14 protein-coding genes are annotated in these 14,461 nt (G+C 64.6%); 5 read left to right on the forward strand and 9 right to left on the reverse strand.

Going from position 1 to position 14,461, the window contains the following annotated elements; genetic code table 11:
- Positions 1-164 precede the first annotated feature (164 nt).
- From ACFY9W_RS15560 to ACFY9W_RS15580, 5 genes are read left to right on the forward strand one after another with little or no spacing between them, the layout of a single operon-like run.
- Positions 165-1,352: an LLM class flavin-dependent oxidoreductase gene (locus ACFY9W_RS15560; protein WP_391131741.1), complete on the forward strand. Its 1,188-nt coding sequence runs from the start codon at positions 165-167 to the stop codon at positions 1,350-1,352.
- 10 nt (positions 1,353-1,362) lie between these two features.
- Positions 1,363-2,937, forward strand: coding sequence for an ABC transporter substrate-binding protein (locus ACFY9W_RS15565; RefSeq protein ID WP_391131743.1), 1,575 nt, complete (start codon positions 1,363-1,365; stop codon positions 2,935-2,937).
- Complete coding sequence (locus tag ACFY9W_RS15570) at positions 2,930-4,006, forward strand: ABC transporter permease subunit (RefSeq protein WP_391131745.1); 1,077 nt, start codon at positions 2,930-2,932, stop codon at positions 4,004-4,006. The genes ACFY9W_RS15565 and ACFY9W_RS15570 overlap by 8 nt, the downstream gene beginning before the upstream one ends.
- Positions 3,999-4,826 (forward strand): ABC transporter permease subunit, encoded by an 828-nt coding sequence (locus tag ACFY9W_RS15575; RefSeq protein WP_391131747.1) that lies wholly within the window; start codon positions 3,999-4,001, stop codon positions 4,824-4,826. The genes ACFY9W_RS15570 and ACFY9W_RS15575 overlap by 8 nt, the downstream gene beginning before the upstream one ends.
- The gene (locus tag ACFY9W_RS15580) at positions 4,823-6,628 is read left to right on the forward strand and encodes a dipeptide ABC transporter ATP-binding protein (protein ID WP_391131748.1); all 1,806 of its coding nucleotides are present in this window, start codon (positions 4,823-4,825) and stop codon (positions 6,626-6,628) included. Before ACFY9W_RS15575 ends, ACFY9W_RS15580 begins: the two co-directional genes overlap by 4 nt.
- A gap of 126 nt (positions 6,629-6,754) precedes the next feature.
- Here ACFY9W_RS15580 and ACFY9W_RS15585 read toward each other — a convergent pair whose 3' ends face one another.
- The 9 genes from ACFY9W_RS15585 to ACFY9W_RS15625 form a co-directional block, all read right to left on the reverse strand.
- A complete protein-coding gene (locus ACFY9W_RS15585; protein WP_391131750.1) occupies positions 6,755-7,318 on the reverse strand; it encodes an NUDIX domain-containing protein in 564 nt (187 codons plus the stop codon).
- A 21-nt stretch (positions 7,319-7,339) separates the two neighbouring features.
- On the reverse strand, positions 7,340-8,086 hold the full coding sequence (locus ACFY9W_RS15590; RefSeq protein ID WP_016715705.1) for a GntR family transcriptional regulator: 747 nt from the start codon (positions 8,084-8,086) through the stop codon (positions 7,340-7,342).
- Positions 8,087-8,174: 88 nt separating this feature from the next.
- The gene (locus ACFY9W_RS15595; protein WP_023535056.1) at positions 8,175-8,564 is read right to left on the reverse strand and encodes a carboxymuconolactone decarboxylase family protein; all 390 of its coding nucleotides are present in this window, start codon (positions 8,562-8,564) and stop codon (positions 8,175-8,177) included.
- 188 nt (positions 8,565-8,752) lie between these two features.
- Entirely contained in the window at positions 8,753-9,238 is a 486-nt protein-coding gene (locus ACFY9W_RS15600) for a flavin reductase (RefSeq protein ID WP_391131752.1), read from the reverse strand.
- Between the two features lie 12 nt (positions 9,239-9,250).
- On the reverse strand, positions 9,251-10,732 hold the full coding sequence (locus ACFY9W_RS15605; RefSeq protein WP_391131754.1) for an aldehyde dehydrogenase family protein: 1,482 nt from the start codon (positions 10,730-10,732) through the stop codon (positions 9,251-9,253).
- Complete coding sequence (locus ACFY9W_RS15610; protein WP_391131756.1) at positions 10,729-11,562, reverse strand: alpha/beta fold hydrolase; 834 nt, start codon at positions 11,560-11,562, stop codon at positions 10,729-10,731. The genes ACFY9W_RS15605 and ACFY9W_RS15610 overlap by 4 nt, the downstream gene beginning before the upstream one ends.
- Before the next feature lie 68 nt (positions 11,563-11,630).
- Positions 11,631-12,227, reverse strand: a complete 597-nt coding sequence (locus tag ACFY9W_RS15615; protein WP_003256068.1) for an amino acid synthesis family protein — start codon at positions 12,225-12,227, stop codon at positions 11,631-11,633.
- A gap of 326 nt (positions 12,228-12,553) precedes the next feature.
- Positions 12,554-13,594: an LLM class flavin-dependent oxidoreductase gene (locus ACFY9W_RS15620; protein WP_172232850.1), complete on the reverse strand. Its 1,041-nt coding sequence runs from the start codon at positions 13,592-13,594 to the stop codon at positions 12,554-12,556.
- A gap of 75 nt (positions 13,595-13,669) precedes the next feature.
- Positions 13,670-14,155, reverse strand: coding sequence for a flavin reductase family protein (locus tag ACFY9W_RS15625; protein WP_110743159.1), 486 nt, complete (start codon positions 14,153-14,155; stop codon positions 13,670-13,672).
- Positions 14,156-14,461: the final 306 nt, after the last annotated feature.

Genomic DNA, 14,461 nt, shown 5'->3' on the forward strand with positions numbered 1-14,461 from the left:
GAACGCCGGGGGCGCTGTGCGCCCCTATCGCGACACAAGGCCGCTCCCACAGGGTACGGCGTTCGCAGGTCCTTTGTGGGAGCGGCCTTGCGTCGCGATGGGCTGCGCAGCAGCCCCAAGGGCTTGCAGGTAAACCTCTGATTTGAAACAAGGACCCCACCGCCATGGCAGTAAAAATCCTCTGGTACCTCACCACCCCCGACGGCCCCTATCCCTGGGAGCCTGAAGGCCGCTGGCACACCGATTTCGAACACCTCAAGCAACTGGCCATCGCCGCCGACCGCCTTGGCTTCTACGGTTCGCTGCTCGGCTCCAGCCCCAACGAAAGCCTGGCCGTGTCGGCGGCGTTGATCGACGCCACCCAGCGCCTGCGCTTTTTGGTCGCCCAGCACCCTGGCGAGCTGTCGCCAGCGGTACTGGCCAAATGGGCGCTCACCTTCGACCAGTTCTCCAATGGCCGCTTGCTGTTCAACGTGGTCAACGGCAATGACGCAGGCCTGGCCACCTTGGGCGTGCATTACCCGCACGATGAACGCTACGACTTCAGCCTGGAATACTGGCGTGCCTTCCAAGGCTTCTACGCGGGCGAAACCGCTGGCTACGACGGCCGCTACGTCAAGCTTGCACCCCGTTCGCCAGCCGCCGCCCATCACCCGCTGGGCGGCTGGCACCCACCCAGGCAAAAGCCCGGCATCCCGCTGTGGGGGGCCGGCACCTCGGCACCGGGTGTCGCCCATTCCGTGCAGTTGCTGGATGTATACCTGAGCTTTGCCGATACCCCGCAAAAGCTCGGTGACAAGTTCCGCCGTGTAGCGGCCGAAGCCGCCAAGGTCGGCCGCGAACTGACCTACGGCACGCGCTTGCAGGTGATCGTGCGCGAAACCGAGGAAGAAGCCTGGGCCCATGCCGAGCGCCTGTTGCAACGCACCTCGCTGGCTACCGCGCGCGCGGCCATCGAGCGCCAGTTGCCTGCGGGGCAAACTTTCGACAGCTACGTCAGCGACGACCCGCGTATCCAGCGTAACCTCGACAGCATCCGCGCCGGCCGCCTGCCCACGGCCCGTGAGCTGGAAATCTACCCCAACGTCTGGCTGGGCCCGAGCCTGTTCGGCTTCAACATTCTCGGCCCGGCTGCTGGCACCTACCTGGTCGGCAGCGCCGAGCAGGTCGCCGAGCGCATCCGCGAATACGAAGCCCAGGGCACGTCGGCGTTCATCCTGTCGGGCTTCCCGCTGATCGACGAGGCGCACCGGGTGGCCGACCTGTTGTTCCCGCTGCTGGACCTGGACCACGGTTTCGAGGTGCCGCGCCTGGGTGCGGCCAGCAAGCCGCTTGTGGCACAGCCGGCATAAGGAGAGGGTGATGAGCGAGCTGTTTTCGCGCCGGGTGTTTCTCGGCAACAGCCTGGCCGTGGGTAGCGGCCTGCTGCTCGGCGGCGGGCTGCTCAGTGGCTGCGACAGTGGTACACCGGCAGCGGCCAGTGCGGCGCTGCCAGGTACGCCAGTGCACGGTGGGCGCTTGCGGGTGGGCATTATCGACGGCGACCAGGCCGGCAACCTCGATGCGCACAAACCGGTAGGTGGCGGCATCATTCGCGGGTGGGCGCTGTACGCCAAGTTCTGGGAATGGAATGCCGATGTCAGCACGCGCCTGGCGCTGGCCGAGTTTGCCGAGCCGAATGCCGATGCCAGCGCCTGGACCATTCGCCTCAAGCCGGGGCTGGAGTTCCACCACGGTAAAAGCATCACGGCCGACGACATGCTGTTTTCGATCCTGCGCCTGACCGACCCGCAACTGGCTTCGCCGTTCGCCGGGCTGGTCGGCGCAATCGATCGGCAAGCCCTGCGCAAGCTGGATGAGCGCACCATAGAGATCCGTTTCAAGCAGGGGCAGAGCTTCTACCCGCTGGATGAAACGCTGATCAGCTTTGGCGGCATCGTGCCCACCGACTACCACCCGGTGACCAACCCGGTGGGCGCTGGGCCGTACCGGCTGAAGCGCTTCATTCCGGGCCAGCGCTCGCTCTATACCCGTTTTGAAAATTACTACAAACCCAACCGCCCCTATGCGGACGAACTGGAAATCATCGAGTTCAAGGACCAGGTGTCGCGTGCCGCAGCCCTCAGAGCCGGCCAGATCGACGTGGCCAGCGGCGTGCAGGCCGAGCATAGTGCGTTGCTCAAGGCCGACCCGCGGCTGCGGCTGTATGCCTCGCCGACCACCTCGTTCACCGGCTTCAACCTGAACCTGGCCAAGGCGCCGTTCCAGGATGTGCGTGTGCGCCAGGCGTTTCGCCTGCTGGCCGACCGGCAGGAGCTGGTGGCGCGTGGGCTCAATGGTTTTGGCCGGGTGGCCAACGACCTTTATTCACCCCACGACCCCACCTATAACCATGCCATTGCCCAGCGCCCGTACGACCTGGACCAGGCCCGCTCGCTACTGCGCCAGGCGGGGCATGAGGATTTGCGCGTCGAACTGACCACCACGCCGGGGCCTGGTGTAAACGCGGCACTGGTGTTTGCCCAACAGGCGTTGAAGGCCGGGGTGCAGGTGAAGGTCAACCAGGTGGACGGGTCAGTCTTCAACGGCCCGCAACGCGAGCAATGGCAGCTGTCGCCGGGCTCGACCCCGGCGCGTGGCTTTCTCGCCACGGCGTTGCATAACGATGCGCCACAGGCCATCTACAACCGCAGCAACTTCCACGACCCGCGCTTTACCCAGCTGTACCAGCAGGCCCTGGCTCAACCCGACCTGGCGCAGCGCAAGGCACTGGTGCATGAAGCCCAGACCATCCAGCACGAACGCGGCGGGCTGCTGATCTGGGGGTTTTCCGATGTGCTCGATGCCGCGTCGGCCAAGGTTGGCGGGCTCACTGCGGAACAGACCACCTTCGCCTCCTGGCGCTTCGACGAACTCTGGTTGAACCCTGATGCCTGATACCCGACACACATCCCGCACGCCGGCCTGGCTGGCCTGGTTCATCGGCCGCCTCGGTTACGGGCTGCTGACGGCCTGGGTGATCAGCCTGGTGGTGTTCATCGCCACCCAGGCACTGCCCTCGGACCCGGCTCGGGTGATCCTGGGCCCGGATGCGCCGCTGGAAAGCATCCTCACCCTGCAACGGCAACTGGGCCTCGACCAGCCGATCCTGGTGCAGTACCTGCGCTGGCTGGGCGCGGCGCTACGCGCAGACCTGGGCATTTCACTGGACTCGCAGGTGCCGGTGGCGCAACTGCTGTTTGGCCGCCTGGGCCACACCCTGGCTTTGCTGGCCGGGGTGCTGGCAGTGGTGGTGCCGGTGGCCTTGCTGCTGGGTGTAAGCCTGGCGCTGCGGCGCGACAGCCGGCTGGACCGCTGGGGCTTGTCGGCGTTGATCCTGCTCAAGGCCACGCCGGGTTTCTTGCTGGCCATCGGCCTGGTGCTGTTGTTTTCCATGCCCGGCATGACTTGGCTGCCGGCGGTGTCGATCCTCGACCCGCAGTTGCCATTGTGGCGGCAGTGGCCATCGCTGGTGCTGCCGGTGCTGGCCCTGAGCCTGACGGCGCTGCCGTACCTGACGCGCATGGTACGTGCCTCGATGATCGAGGCGCTGGAGTCCGAGTATGTGATTGCGGCGCGCCTGCGCGGTATCCCGGAGCGCCGCATTGTATGGCGGCACACGTTACCCAACGCCCTGACCCCGGCGATCCAGGGGGTGGCGCTGACCCTGCGCACCTTGGTCGGCGGTGCGTTGCTGGCTGAGGTCATCTTCAGCTTTCCGGGCATTGGCACCGCGCTGAACGCGGCAATCCAGATGCGCGACCTGCCGATGATCCAGGGTGTGGTGCTGGTCATCACGCTGGCGGTGGTACTGATCAACCTGCTGGCCGACCTGCTGACCGTATTGCTTACCCCCAAGCTACGCACCGCACGCCGGGTGCGAATGATCCTCCGTGTTCGGCGGGGCATTCGCCCGTGGTGGCGCCGTGCGCGCAGCACCCCTGCCCAGGAGGCAACCCATGATTGAATCCCGTTGGCTGGCCGACCCGCAGGTGCGGCGCGGCGCTGTGATTACCTTGCTGCTGGCGCTGCTGGCCGCATTCGGCCCCTGGCTGGCACCGCATGCGCCTACCGCGATGGTCGGGCCGGTGTATGGCCCGCCGGTTGCCGGTGCACCGTTGGGGTACGATTTTCTTGGCCATGACCTGCTGTCGCGGTTGCTCAGCGGCGGCCTGTCGGTGCTGTGGATGTCGGTGGCAGCGGCCACCCTGGCATTGCTGGTCGGTGGCAGCCTGGGCTTGTTGGCCGGGTTCTCACGCAGGCGCCTGGACCAGGCGATCAGCTGGGCGGCGGATGTGTCGCTGGCGTTCCCGGACCTGATCCTGGTGCTGCTGATCGTGTCCATGCTCGGCCGGGCGCCGTGGCTGATCGTGCTGACCGTGGCCATTGCCTTCACACCCGGGGTCATTCGACTGGCCCGTGGCAGCGCGGTAGCGGTGGCCGGGCAGGAGTTTGTCGAGGCGGCGCAGATGATGGGCTATCCGCGTTGGCGCATCCTCTTTCAGGAAATCCTGCCGAACATTCTCACGCCGCTGTTGGTGCACTTCGGCAACATGCTCACCTGGGCGGTGGGCATGCTGTCGGGCCTGAGCTTCCTGGGCTACGGGGTGGCACCACCCGCTGCCGACTGGGGGCTGATGATCAACGAAAACCAGGCCGGCCTGCTGGTGCAGCCCTGGGCCGTACTGGCGCCGGCGCTGCTGATCGGGGTGTTTGCCTATGGCACCAACATCCTGGCCGAAGGCATCGGCCGGGCCAGTGCACGGGTTGGGGAGAAGCAGCCATGAATGCGCCGTTGAAGCGTACGGGTGAAGTGTTGCGGGTCAGTGACCTGCGGGTGGAGCTGGCCGGGCAGGTGGATGTGCTGGCCGAGGTTTCCTTCAGCCTGGCGGCGGGGGAAATCGTGGGCCTGGTTGGCGAGTCCGGTTCCGGCAAGACCACGTTGGCCACGGCCTTGCTGCGCCATGCCAGGCAGGGGGCGCGCATTGCCGGGGGGCGCGTTGAGGTGGCAGGGCAATCGCTGCTTGAACTTGAAGGCGAGGCATTGCGCCTGGCCCGTGGCGGGCTGGTCGGCTACGTGGCGCAGGACCCGGCCACGGCGCTGAACCCGGCGCTGCGGCTGGGGGCCTTGCTGCGTGAAACCCTGTTGGCGCACCAGCCCAGGTTGTCGAGGCAAGCCGTGCGCCAGCGCATCGGCGAAACCCTGGTAGATGTGGGCCTGCCCGATGATGACGCGTTCCTGCGGCGCTTCCCGCACCAATTGTCTGGCGGGCAGCAGCAGCGGGTGATGCTGGCGTTGGCGTTTGTCCTGAAGCCGAAGCTGATCGTGCTGGACGAACCCACCACGGCACTGGATGTGACCACCCAGGCGCATGTGCTGTACACCCTCAAGGGCCTGTGCCGCGACCAGGGCGTAGCGGCGCTGTACGTCACCCATGACCTGGCCGTCGTACGCGGCCTGGTCGACCGGGTGATGGTGATGTATGCCGGGCGGCTGGTGGAAGTGGCCGGGCGCGAGGCGCTGTTCCGCACGCCAGTACATCCCTACACCCGCGCGTTGCTCGCGGCCATACCCGACATTGCCCGGCGCCTGCCCTTGCAGGCGATTGCCGGGCATGCGCCAGCACCGGGGCAGCGGCCGGATGGCTGTGCCTTTGCCCCGCGCTGCGCCCGGCGGCAGGCGCAATGCGCGGTGATCGAGCCGTCGTTGCTGGCACATGCACATGGCCACCAGGTCGCGTGCCTGGTGCCCCGGCAGGATGCCGTGGCCTTGGGCGATGCGCCGATCGATACGGTGGCAACAGCGGGTGACGTGCTGTTGGAGGTGCAGGGCCTGGATGTCGCCTATGACCGCCAGGTGCTGTTCGATGTGTCGCTGCAGGTGCGCCAGGGTGAATGCCTGGCATTGGTCGGTGAGTCCGGCTCGGGCAAGACCAGCCTGGCCCGGGCCATTGCCGGGCTTGGCGAGAACGTGCAGGGGGCGCTGCGCTACGCAGGGCAACCCTTGGCTTTTGCCGCCCGACAACGTGATGCGCAGCTACGGCACCAGATCCAGTATGTGTTCCAGAACCCCTACCGGGCGTTGAACCCACGGCAAACGGTCGGGCAAACCTTGAGTGCACCGTTGGCGCACTTCTTTGGCGTGCGCGGCAGAGAAGCCCGGCAGCGGGTCGAGGCGGTGCTGGCGCGGGTATCGTTGCCGGCACGGGTGGCGGACCTTTACCCGCAGGGGCTTTCTGGCGGTGAACGCCAGCGTGTGGCCATTGCCCGGGCGTTGATTTGCGAACCGAAGTTGCTGGTATGTGACGAAGTCACCTCGGCGCTGGATGTGTCGGTACAGGCGTCGATCCTGACGCTGCTACGGCGCTTGCAGGGCGAGGGGCTGACGTTGCTGTTCGTGACCCACGACCTGGGCGTGGTGCGGGCGATTGCCGACCGCGTGCTGGTGTTGCGCCAGGGGCGGGTGTTGGAGCAGGGCAGTGCCGAGCAGGTGCTGGACCGACCGGCTGATGCCTACACCCAAGGGTTGGTGGCGCACATGCCGAGCCTTGATGGGGATGGCACCGGCTACGCCGGTGTTCGCGGCTAAAGCCGCTCCCACAGGTACTGCATAAGCCTGAGGCCTGCGCGGTCCCTGTGGGAGCGGGCATGCCCGCGAAGAATCCTGCGCGGTATATGGCACTGGCTGAAGCCGTTCCTGCAAGGCGTGGGCAGGTCAGCGAATGAAGTGCACCTTGCCCGTGTCATCATTGCCCATATAGATGCCATACACACCGGCCTGCCGCTCCAGGATATAGCGCTCCAGGATTTGCCGGATCGCCGGGTAGTAGATCTCGTCCCAAGGGATTTCGTCCGGTGCGAAGAACTTGTACGCCAACGTCTCCGCCCCGTACTGCCCGGTTTCTTCGGTGGCGATGGCGCGGAAGATGATGTACACCTCGCTGATTTTCGGCACGCTGAAAATCGAGTAGGGCGAGACGATATCGGCCCGTACGCCGCTTTCTTCCCACACCTCGCGCAGTGCCGCCTGCTCGGTGGTCTCGCCCGCCTCCATGAACCCGGCCGGCAAGGTCCAGGTGCCCGGGCGTGGCGGGATGGCGCGCTGGCATAGCAGGTACTTGCCATCGCGCTCGATGATGCAGCCGGCGATGATCTTCGGGTTGACGTAGTGGATATAACCGCAGCCGGTACAGTGCAGGCGTTCGTGGGTGTCGCCTGTGGGAACGCCCCGGGCTAGTTCCGTGGTGCAGTGCGGGCAGTAGCGCGGGGCGTTGGGCATGATCAGCGGCCTATGCGGTTCTTATATACGTGGATCCTTCAGGGCCAGGGGCTCGACCATGTCGCGCACCTTGGCATTGTCATCCTGCTTCTGGCGCAGGTAGTCCAGGGCTACCTTGGCGGCAGCGCGGACGTGGTCGACCGAGGCCTGGTGGGCTACCAGCGGGTCGCCACCCTTGATTGCCTCGACGATCTTTTCCATTTCGCGGTTGCTGGCGCCACGGCGGTTTTCCTGCGACACCGAGGTAGCACGCAGGTAGCTGATGCGTGCCTGCAACTGGCGCAGCTGCTGGGCCGCCACCTGGTTGCCGGAGCCTTCCAGCAGCACATCGTAAAAACCTTGTACCGAGTCCAGCACCTGTTGCAGCTCGCCTTCTTCGAGGGCTTCGCGGTTGACTTCCAGTGCACGCTCCAGGGCACGGATGTCCTTGGCCTTGGCATTGAGGGTGAACAGCTGCACGATCAGGCCTTCGAGCACACAACGTAGCTCGTAGATGTCGCGGGCGTCTTCCAGGGTGATGATGGCGACGCGCGGGCCCTTGGCGTCGGCGAACTCCACCAGGCCTTCGGACTCCAGGTGGCGCAGGGCTTCACGCACCGACGTTCGGCTGACGCCGAGGCGGTCGCAAAGGTCGCGCTCGACCAGGCGGTCGCCTGGGAGCAGGTGGAAGTTCATGATCGCGGCGCGCAGCTTGTCGAGCACGATTTCACGCAGGGTAACGGGGTTGCGGTTGACCTTGAAGCTGTCGTCGAGTGGCTGGCGTTTCATCAGGTGCGCTCTTTAAGAGGCTGTTGCGCCAACATCGCGGACCGCCCCGAACCGAGGCGTTCCATGCAGTGGTTCGAACAGCCCGTTGTTAACGGGTTGACTCCGCATCGGCTTCGGCAAAGGCTTCACGGGCCAGGCGGAAGCTGTCTACCGCCGCAGGTACGCCGCAGTAAATGCCGACCTGGAGCAGAATTTCGCGAATCTGTTCACGGCTCAGGCCATTGCGCAATGCGCCGCGAATGTGCAACTTGAGTTCGTGGGGCCGGTTGAGCGCGGAAATCATGGCCAAGTTTATCATGCTGCGCTCTTTGAGCGACAAGCCTTCGCGGCCCCAGACATGGCCCCAGCAGTATTCGGTGACCAGTTCCTGCAATGGCTGGGTGAACGCGTCGGCGTTCTGGATCGAGCGGTTGACATAGTCCTCGCCCAGCACCTGGGTGCGGATCTGCAAGCCTTTCTCGTACTTTTCATTGCTCATGTGCAGTACTCCGGAATAAAACAGGGGCCGCAACCGAGGGTGAGACGATTAGCGCGGCCCCCAAAAACAGGGTTATCGGCGTTGGCTTCTTCGCGGGCTTGCCCGCTCCCACAGGTAGTGCACAAGTTTCAGCAACTGCGCGATCCCTGTGGGAGCGGGCGAGCCCGCGAAGAAGCCAATGCGGTGTATCAGGCCAGCGGCGGCAGGGCGCCCAGCTTGCCCTTGTGGTAAACCATCGGCGTTACCGGCTGCTCGGGCAGCACCAGGTTCTTCACCGCACCCACGATGATCGCGTGGTCCCCGCCGTCATACTCGCGCCACAGTTCGCATTCGATGATCGCCGTGGCCTTCGTCAGCAGCGGGTTGCCCAGCTCGCTCAGGTGCCAGTCGATGCCTTTGGCCTTGTCCTTGCCCTTGCCGGCAAACGCATACGCCTCGGCGGTTTGCTCGGCAGACAGCAGGTGAATCGCGAACTGCTTGCTGTCACGCAGGATCGGGTAGGTGTCGGAGGCGTAGTTGGGGCAGAACAGCACCAGCGCCGGGTCGATCGACAGCGCGCTGAAGGCGCTGGCGGTGATGCCGACGATGGCGCCGTCGGCGTCCAGGGTGGTGACCACTGTGACGCCGGACGGGAAGGAGCCCATCACGTCTTTGTAGATGCCGGGTTCGATCATCTCGTGTTCCTCTTAACGCATCACGAACGGGTCGGGCATGGGCGCGGTGGACAGGTTGATCCACACGGTCTTCAGCTCGGTATAGGCCAGCACCGAATCGATGCCGCTCTCGCGGCCGTAGCCGCTGTTCTTGAAGCCGCCGATCGGTGCCATGGCCGACACGGCGCGGTAGGTGTTGACCCAGATGATCCCCGAGCGCACGTCGCGGGCCAGGCGGTGGGCACGGCCCAGGTCGCGGGTCCAGATACCGGCGGCCAGGCCGAACTGCGAGTCGTTGGCCATTTCCAGCGCCTGTTCCTCGGTCTTGAAGCGGATCACCGCCGCAACCGGGCCGAACACCTCTTCCTGCATGATGGTCATCGAGTTGCTGTCGCACTCGAACAGGGTCGGCTCGTAGAACCAGCCTTCACCTTCGACCTCGGCACGTTTGCCGCCCATGTGCAGCTTGGCGCCTTCAGCCTTGGCCGCAGCGACCAGGCCTTCGACCACGGCCAGTTGCTGTGCGGTGGCCATCGGGCCCATTTCGCTGGCGTCATCTTGCGGGTTGCCGATGCGAATGCGCTTGGCACGGGCGATCAGGCGCTCGACGAATTCGTCGAAGATTTCGTCCTGCACCAGCAGGCGCGAGCCGGCCACGCAGCTTTGCCCGGAGGCGGCATAGATGCCGGCCACGGCGCCGTTGATGGCGCTGTCCAGGTCGGCATCGGCGAAGATGATGTTCGGCGACTTGCCGCCCAGCTCCAGCGACAGCTTGGCGAAGTTCTCGGCGCTGCTGCGTACCACGTGGCGGGCAGTGGCCGCGCCGCCGGTGAAGGCGATCTTGCGCACCAGCGGGTGGCGGGTCAGCGCCGCACCGGTGCTTGGGCCATAGCCGGTGACCACGTTGACCACACCCGCCGGGAAACCGGCCTCAAGGGCCAGGCGGGCCAGCTCGAGGATGGTCGCCGAGGCGTGCTCGGACGGCTTGAGCACGATGGTGTTGCCAGCGGCCAGGGCAGGGGCCAGCTTGATCGCGGTGAGGTACAGCGGGCTGTTCCATGGAATGATGCCCGCCACTACGCCGATCGGCTCGTGCACGGTGTAGGCGAACAGGTCGGGCTTGTCCAGCGGCAGGGTGCCGCCTTCGATCTTGTCAGCCAGGCCTGCGGTGTAGTGGAAGAACTCTGGCAGGTAGCCGACCTGGCCGCGGGTTTCGCGGATCAGCTTGCCGTTGTCGCGGCTTTCCAGCTGGGCCAGGTGCTCCTTGTTTTCGGCAATCAGGTCACCCAGGCGACGCAGCAGCTTGCCGCGGGCGGTGGCGGTGATGCTGCGCCATTCCTTGTTGTCGAAGGCACGCTGGGCGGCTTGTACGGCCAGCTCGACATCAGCTTCGTCGGCGTCGGGCAGTTGCGCCCAGGCCTGGGCGGTAGCCGGGTTGAGGCTGTCGAAGGTCTTGCCGCTCTGGGCATCGCGCCATTGGCCGTCGATGCACATCTGGAAACGAACGAGGGTCATGCAACAATCCCCTTGGCGGATTCGGTGAGGGTGCGGGCTTGCGCGAGGAAGTCCAGCAGCATCTTGTTGACTTCACGCGGTGCTTCTACCGGCATCATATGCCGTTGCTCGGCGAGGACCACACTGTGCGCACCCGGAATGCTGGCGGCGAGCTGGCGGGTCATGGCCGGGGTAGAGCCCGAGTCGAGTTCGCCGGTGGCGATCAGCGTCGGCACCTGGATGCTGCCCAGGTCGCCTGCGCGGTACATGTCCTGGGTGGCGAACAGCGAGTATGTGGTGTGGTAGCCCTGCGGGTCGTTGCTCGCCAGCACCTGGCGAATGGCGGCGACCTGCGCCGGGTTGGCAGCCTTGTATTCACGGCTGAACCAGCGGTCCAGGGCAGCATCGACGTTGGCGTCGGGGCCCAGCTCCGCCGCCTGGGCAGCGCGGGCAATAACGCCGGCACTCTGCTCGGGCGTGCGGTTGAACACGCTGTTGAGCACTACCAGGGCAGCCAGGCGCTGCGGGTAGTTAAGGGCAAATGCACGGGCAACCAGGCCGCCCATGGAGAAGCCGATCACGGTCGCTTGTTGAATTTGCAGGTGGTCGAGCAGTTCGGCGAGCTGGGCGGCATAGCCTTCCAGGCCGATGTCGGCAGCCGGCAGGGCGCTTTGGCCGTGGCCGAGCATGTCGTAGGCGATGACGCGGTAGTCGTTGGCCAGGCCAACGATCTGACCGCCCCACATTTCCTTGTTCAGGCCCACGCCGTGGATCAATACCACGGGTTGGCCCTGGCCGACGGACAGGTAGCTGGTGCCGGCAGGTGTGTGTTCAGCGACAGGCTGAATCATGGAGGGCGCTCCTTGAAGGTCGGGCGCGGCGGGTAAGCACGCCACGCCCCGGCCCGTCTTGGTTGTTGTTATTGAGCGTTGGCCTTTTCGGCAGCCAGTTCTTCCAGGTCGATGTAGCGGTTGCCGATGCGCGGGTGCAGGCGGCCACCGTCGGCAGCGCCCAGGACCACGACGATTTCATCGGCGCGCGGGGCGTCTTCGATCTGCATTTCCAGGGTGATGTAGTGCGAACGCAGGCCTTCGTCGTCCTTTTGCATCATCGGGATCTGGATCGAGGTGCCCGGCCCGCCGCGTTTGTTGGTGAAGCTCAGGTAGCTCTTGGCCTGTACCGCTTCGCGGTAGTGGTTGCCAAAGCGCAGGGTGTGGATCACCGCCGAAGCGTGCTCGATTTCGCCATCGGCACCGACCACGGCAGCCTTGCCGTAGGCTTCGATCTTGTCGGCACCGCCGATGGCGGCAGTCAGGCGCTCGACCATCAGTGCACCCAGCTCCGAGCAGTTGGCGCGGATTTCCGGCTTCAGATCTTCAACAAAACCGCGACCGGCCCATGGGTTCTTGATCACGACGGCCAGGCCGACCATGGTCACCGGCTTGTCGGTGGCCTTGCCGCCTTCGATGCGGGTCTCTTCGGAGTAGGTGACGATCTTGCGGATTTCGAAACTCATGGGTGGCTCCTGGTGAGGGTTATCAGCTCTTGTTGTCTGATGGTATACCATAATATTTGTTGTGCAAGAGGGTGCTGGAAATTTCTCTTGCGAGGGGACGAAAGGTGGCGTGATGCCTTGATTTCTCGATTACCTGTACTGGCCTCTTCGCGGGCTTGCCCGCTCCCACAGGTACAGCGCACAGCTTGAAATCTGTGGTGGCCCTGTGGGAGCGGGCAAGCCCGCGAAGAGGCCGGCACAGGTTTCACAAAAAAAAACCCGCTCACGCGGGCCACAGGGGCCCACGAGAGCGGGCTGCGTCCCGCAATGTTTCAGGCAAAGGGAATTCAGGCGAACGCCGGCACCACTTCCTTGATGAACAGCTCCAGCGACTTCTTCTTCTCGGCGTGGGGCAGGCTGTTGTCGCACCAGAAGCTGAACTCGTCGACGCCGAGCTCCTGGTAGTACTTGATGCGTGCGATGATTTCTTCCGGGGTGCCGATCATGGTGTTCTTGCGGATGTTCTCCAGCTGGAACGCCGGCACTTCGGCAAACTTCGACTCCGGGCTTGGCTCAAGGAAGCCATTCACCGGCACGGTCTTGTTGCCGAACCAGGCATCGAAGGTGCGGTAGAAGCGCGAGATGGCCTGGGCGCCGACCTTCCAGCCTTCCGGCTCGGCCGGGCTGTGCACGTGGGTATGGCGCAGCACCATCAGTTGCGGGCGCGGCACATCCGGGTTGTTGTCGAGGGCGGCCTGGAACTTGTTCTTCAGGTCCAGCACTTCTTCGTCACCCTTCATCAGCGGGGTAACCATGACGTTGCAGCCGTTGGCCACGGCGAAGTTATGCGAATCCGGGTCGCGGGCGGCGATCCACATCGGCGGGGTGGCGTTGAACGGCTTCGGTACGCTGGTGGAAGTGGGGAACTTGTAGACCTCGCCATCGTGGGCGTAGTCGCCTTCCCACAGCTTGCGCACTACCGGCACCATCTCGCGCAGCGCCTTGCCGCCGTCGGTGGCTGGCATGCCATTGGCCATGCGGTCGAATTCGAACTGGTAGGCGCCACGGGCCAGGCCCACTTCCATGCGTCCGTTGCTGATCACGTCGAGCAGGGCGCATTCGCCCGCCACGCGGATAGGGTTCCAGAACGGCGCGATGATGGTGCCGGCGCCCAGGCGGATTTTCTCGGTGCGTGCGGCCAGGTAGGCCAGCAGCGGCATCGGGCTTGGCGAAATGGTGTATTCCATGGCGTGGTGTTCGCCGATCCACACGGTGCTGAAACCGCCGTCTTCGGCCATCAGGGTCAGTTCGGTCAGGTCTTCGAACAGCTGGCGGTGGCTGACCTGTTCATCCCAACGTTCCATGTGCACGAACAACGAAAATTTCATGTGGCTTTCCTCAACGCTTGAAAGGGGCTGGCGCCAGGCAGGGGTGGCGCCAGTTGACTCGATTCAGAATAGGCTTCAGGCAAAGGCCGGCAGGCTGGCCATCTTGCCGCGGCAGTACACCATCGGCCGGGGCGCTTCGGCAGGGACGATCAGGTTGTGCACCTTGCCGACCATGATGGCGTGGTCGCCACCTTCATATTCACGCCACAGTTCGCATTCGATAACCGCGGTGGCGCCGGCCAGGATCGGGTTGCCCAGTTCGCTCAGGGTCCACTCGATGCCGCTGGCCTTGTCCTTGCCCTTTTTGGCGAAGGCATAGGCTTCTGCCTGCTGCTCACCGGAGAGCAGGTGAATGGCGAAGCGCTTCTGCTTGATCAGCACAGGGTAGGAATCGGAGGTGTAGTTGGGGCAGAACAGCACCAGCGGCGGGTCCATCGACAGGGAGGAGAAGGCGCTGGCGGTCAGGCCGACAACCGAGCCGTCGTCGTCCAGGGTGGTGATGACGGTAACGCCGGAAGGGAAGGAGCCCAGGACGTTCTTGTAGACGGTTGCGTCGATCATCTCGTGTACCTCTAAAAGGCTGCGGTGGTCCGCGGTTTTTATCGTTGATGTGTCTGATGGTATACCGTAATACCTATTTTGCAAGCGGAATTTTCAACCCTGATTTTTCACGATGAACGGCTCAAGGCCACGTAAACCGTGGCCTTGAGCCGTGAGGCGGATTGTCGCAGGGGTTTTGCGAGCGGATCAGTGGTGGTTTTTTCGTGCGGATCAGTGTTGTCAAAAGTTTGGAATACCATAATATGGTCCGCAGCTGAGAGGCCGCCCTGGATGCGGTTTCCTTACAAAGATAAAAACGACCTTTCG

It is taken from the genome of Pseudomonas sp. NPDC008258 (assembly GCF_042956345.1).
Taxonomy (GTDB): Bacteria; Pseudomonadota; Gammaproteobacteria; order Pseudomonadales; family Pseudomonadaceae; genus Aquipseudomonas.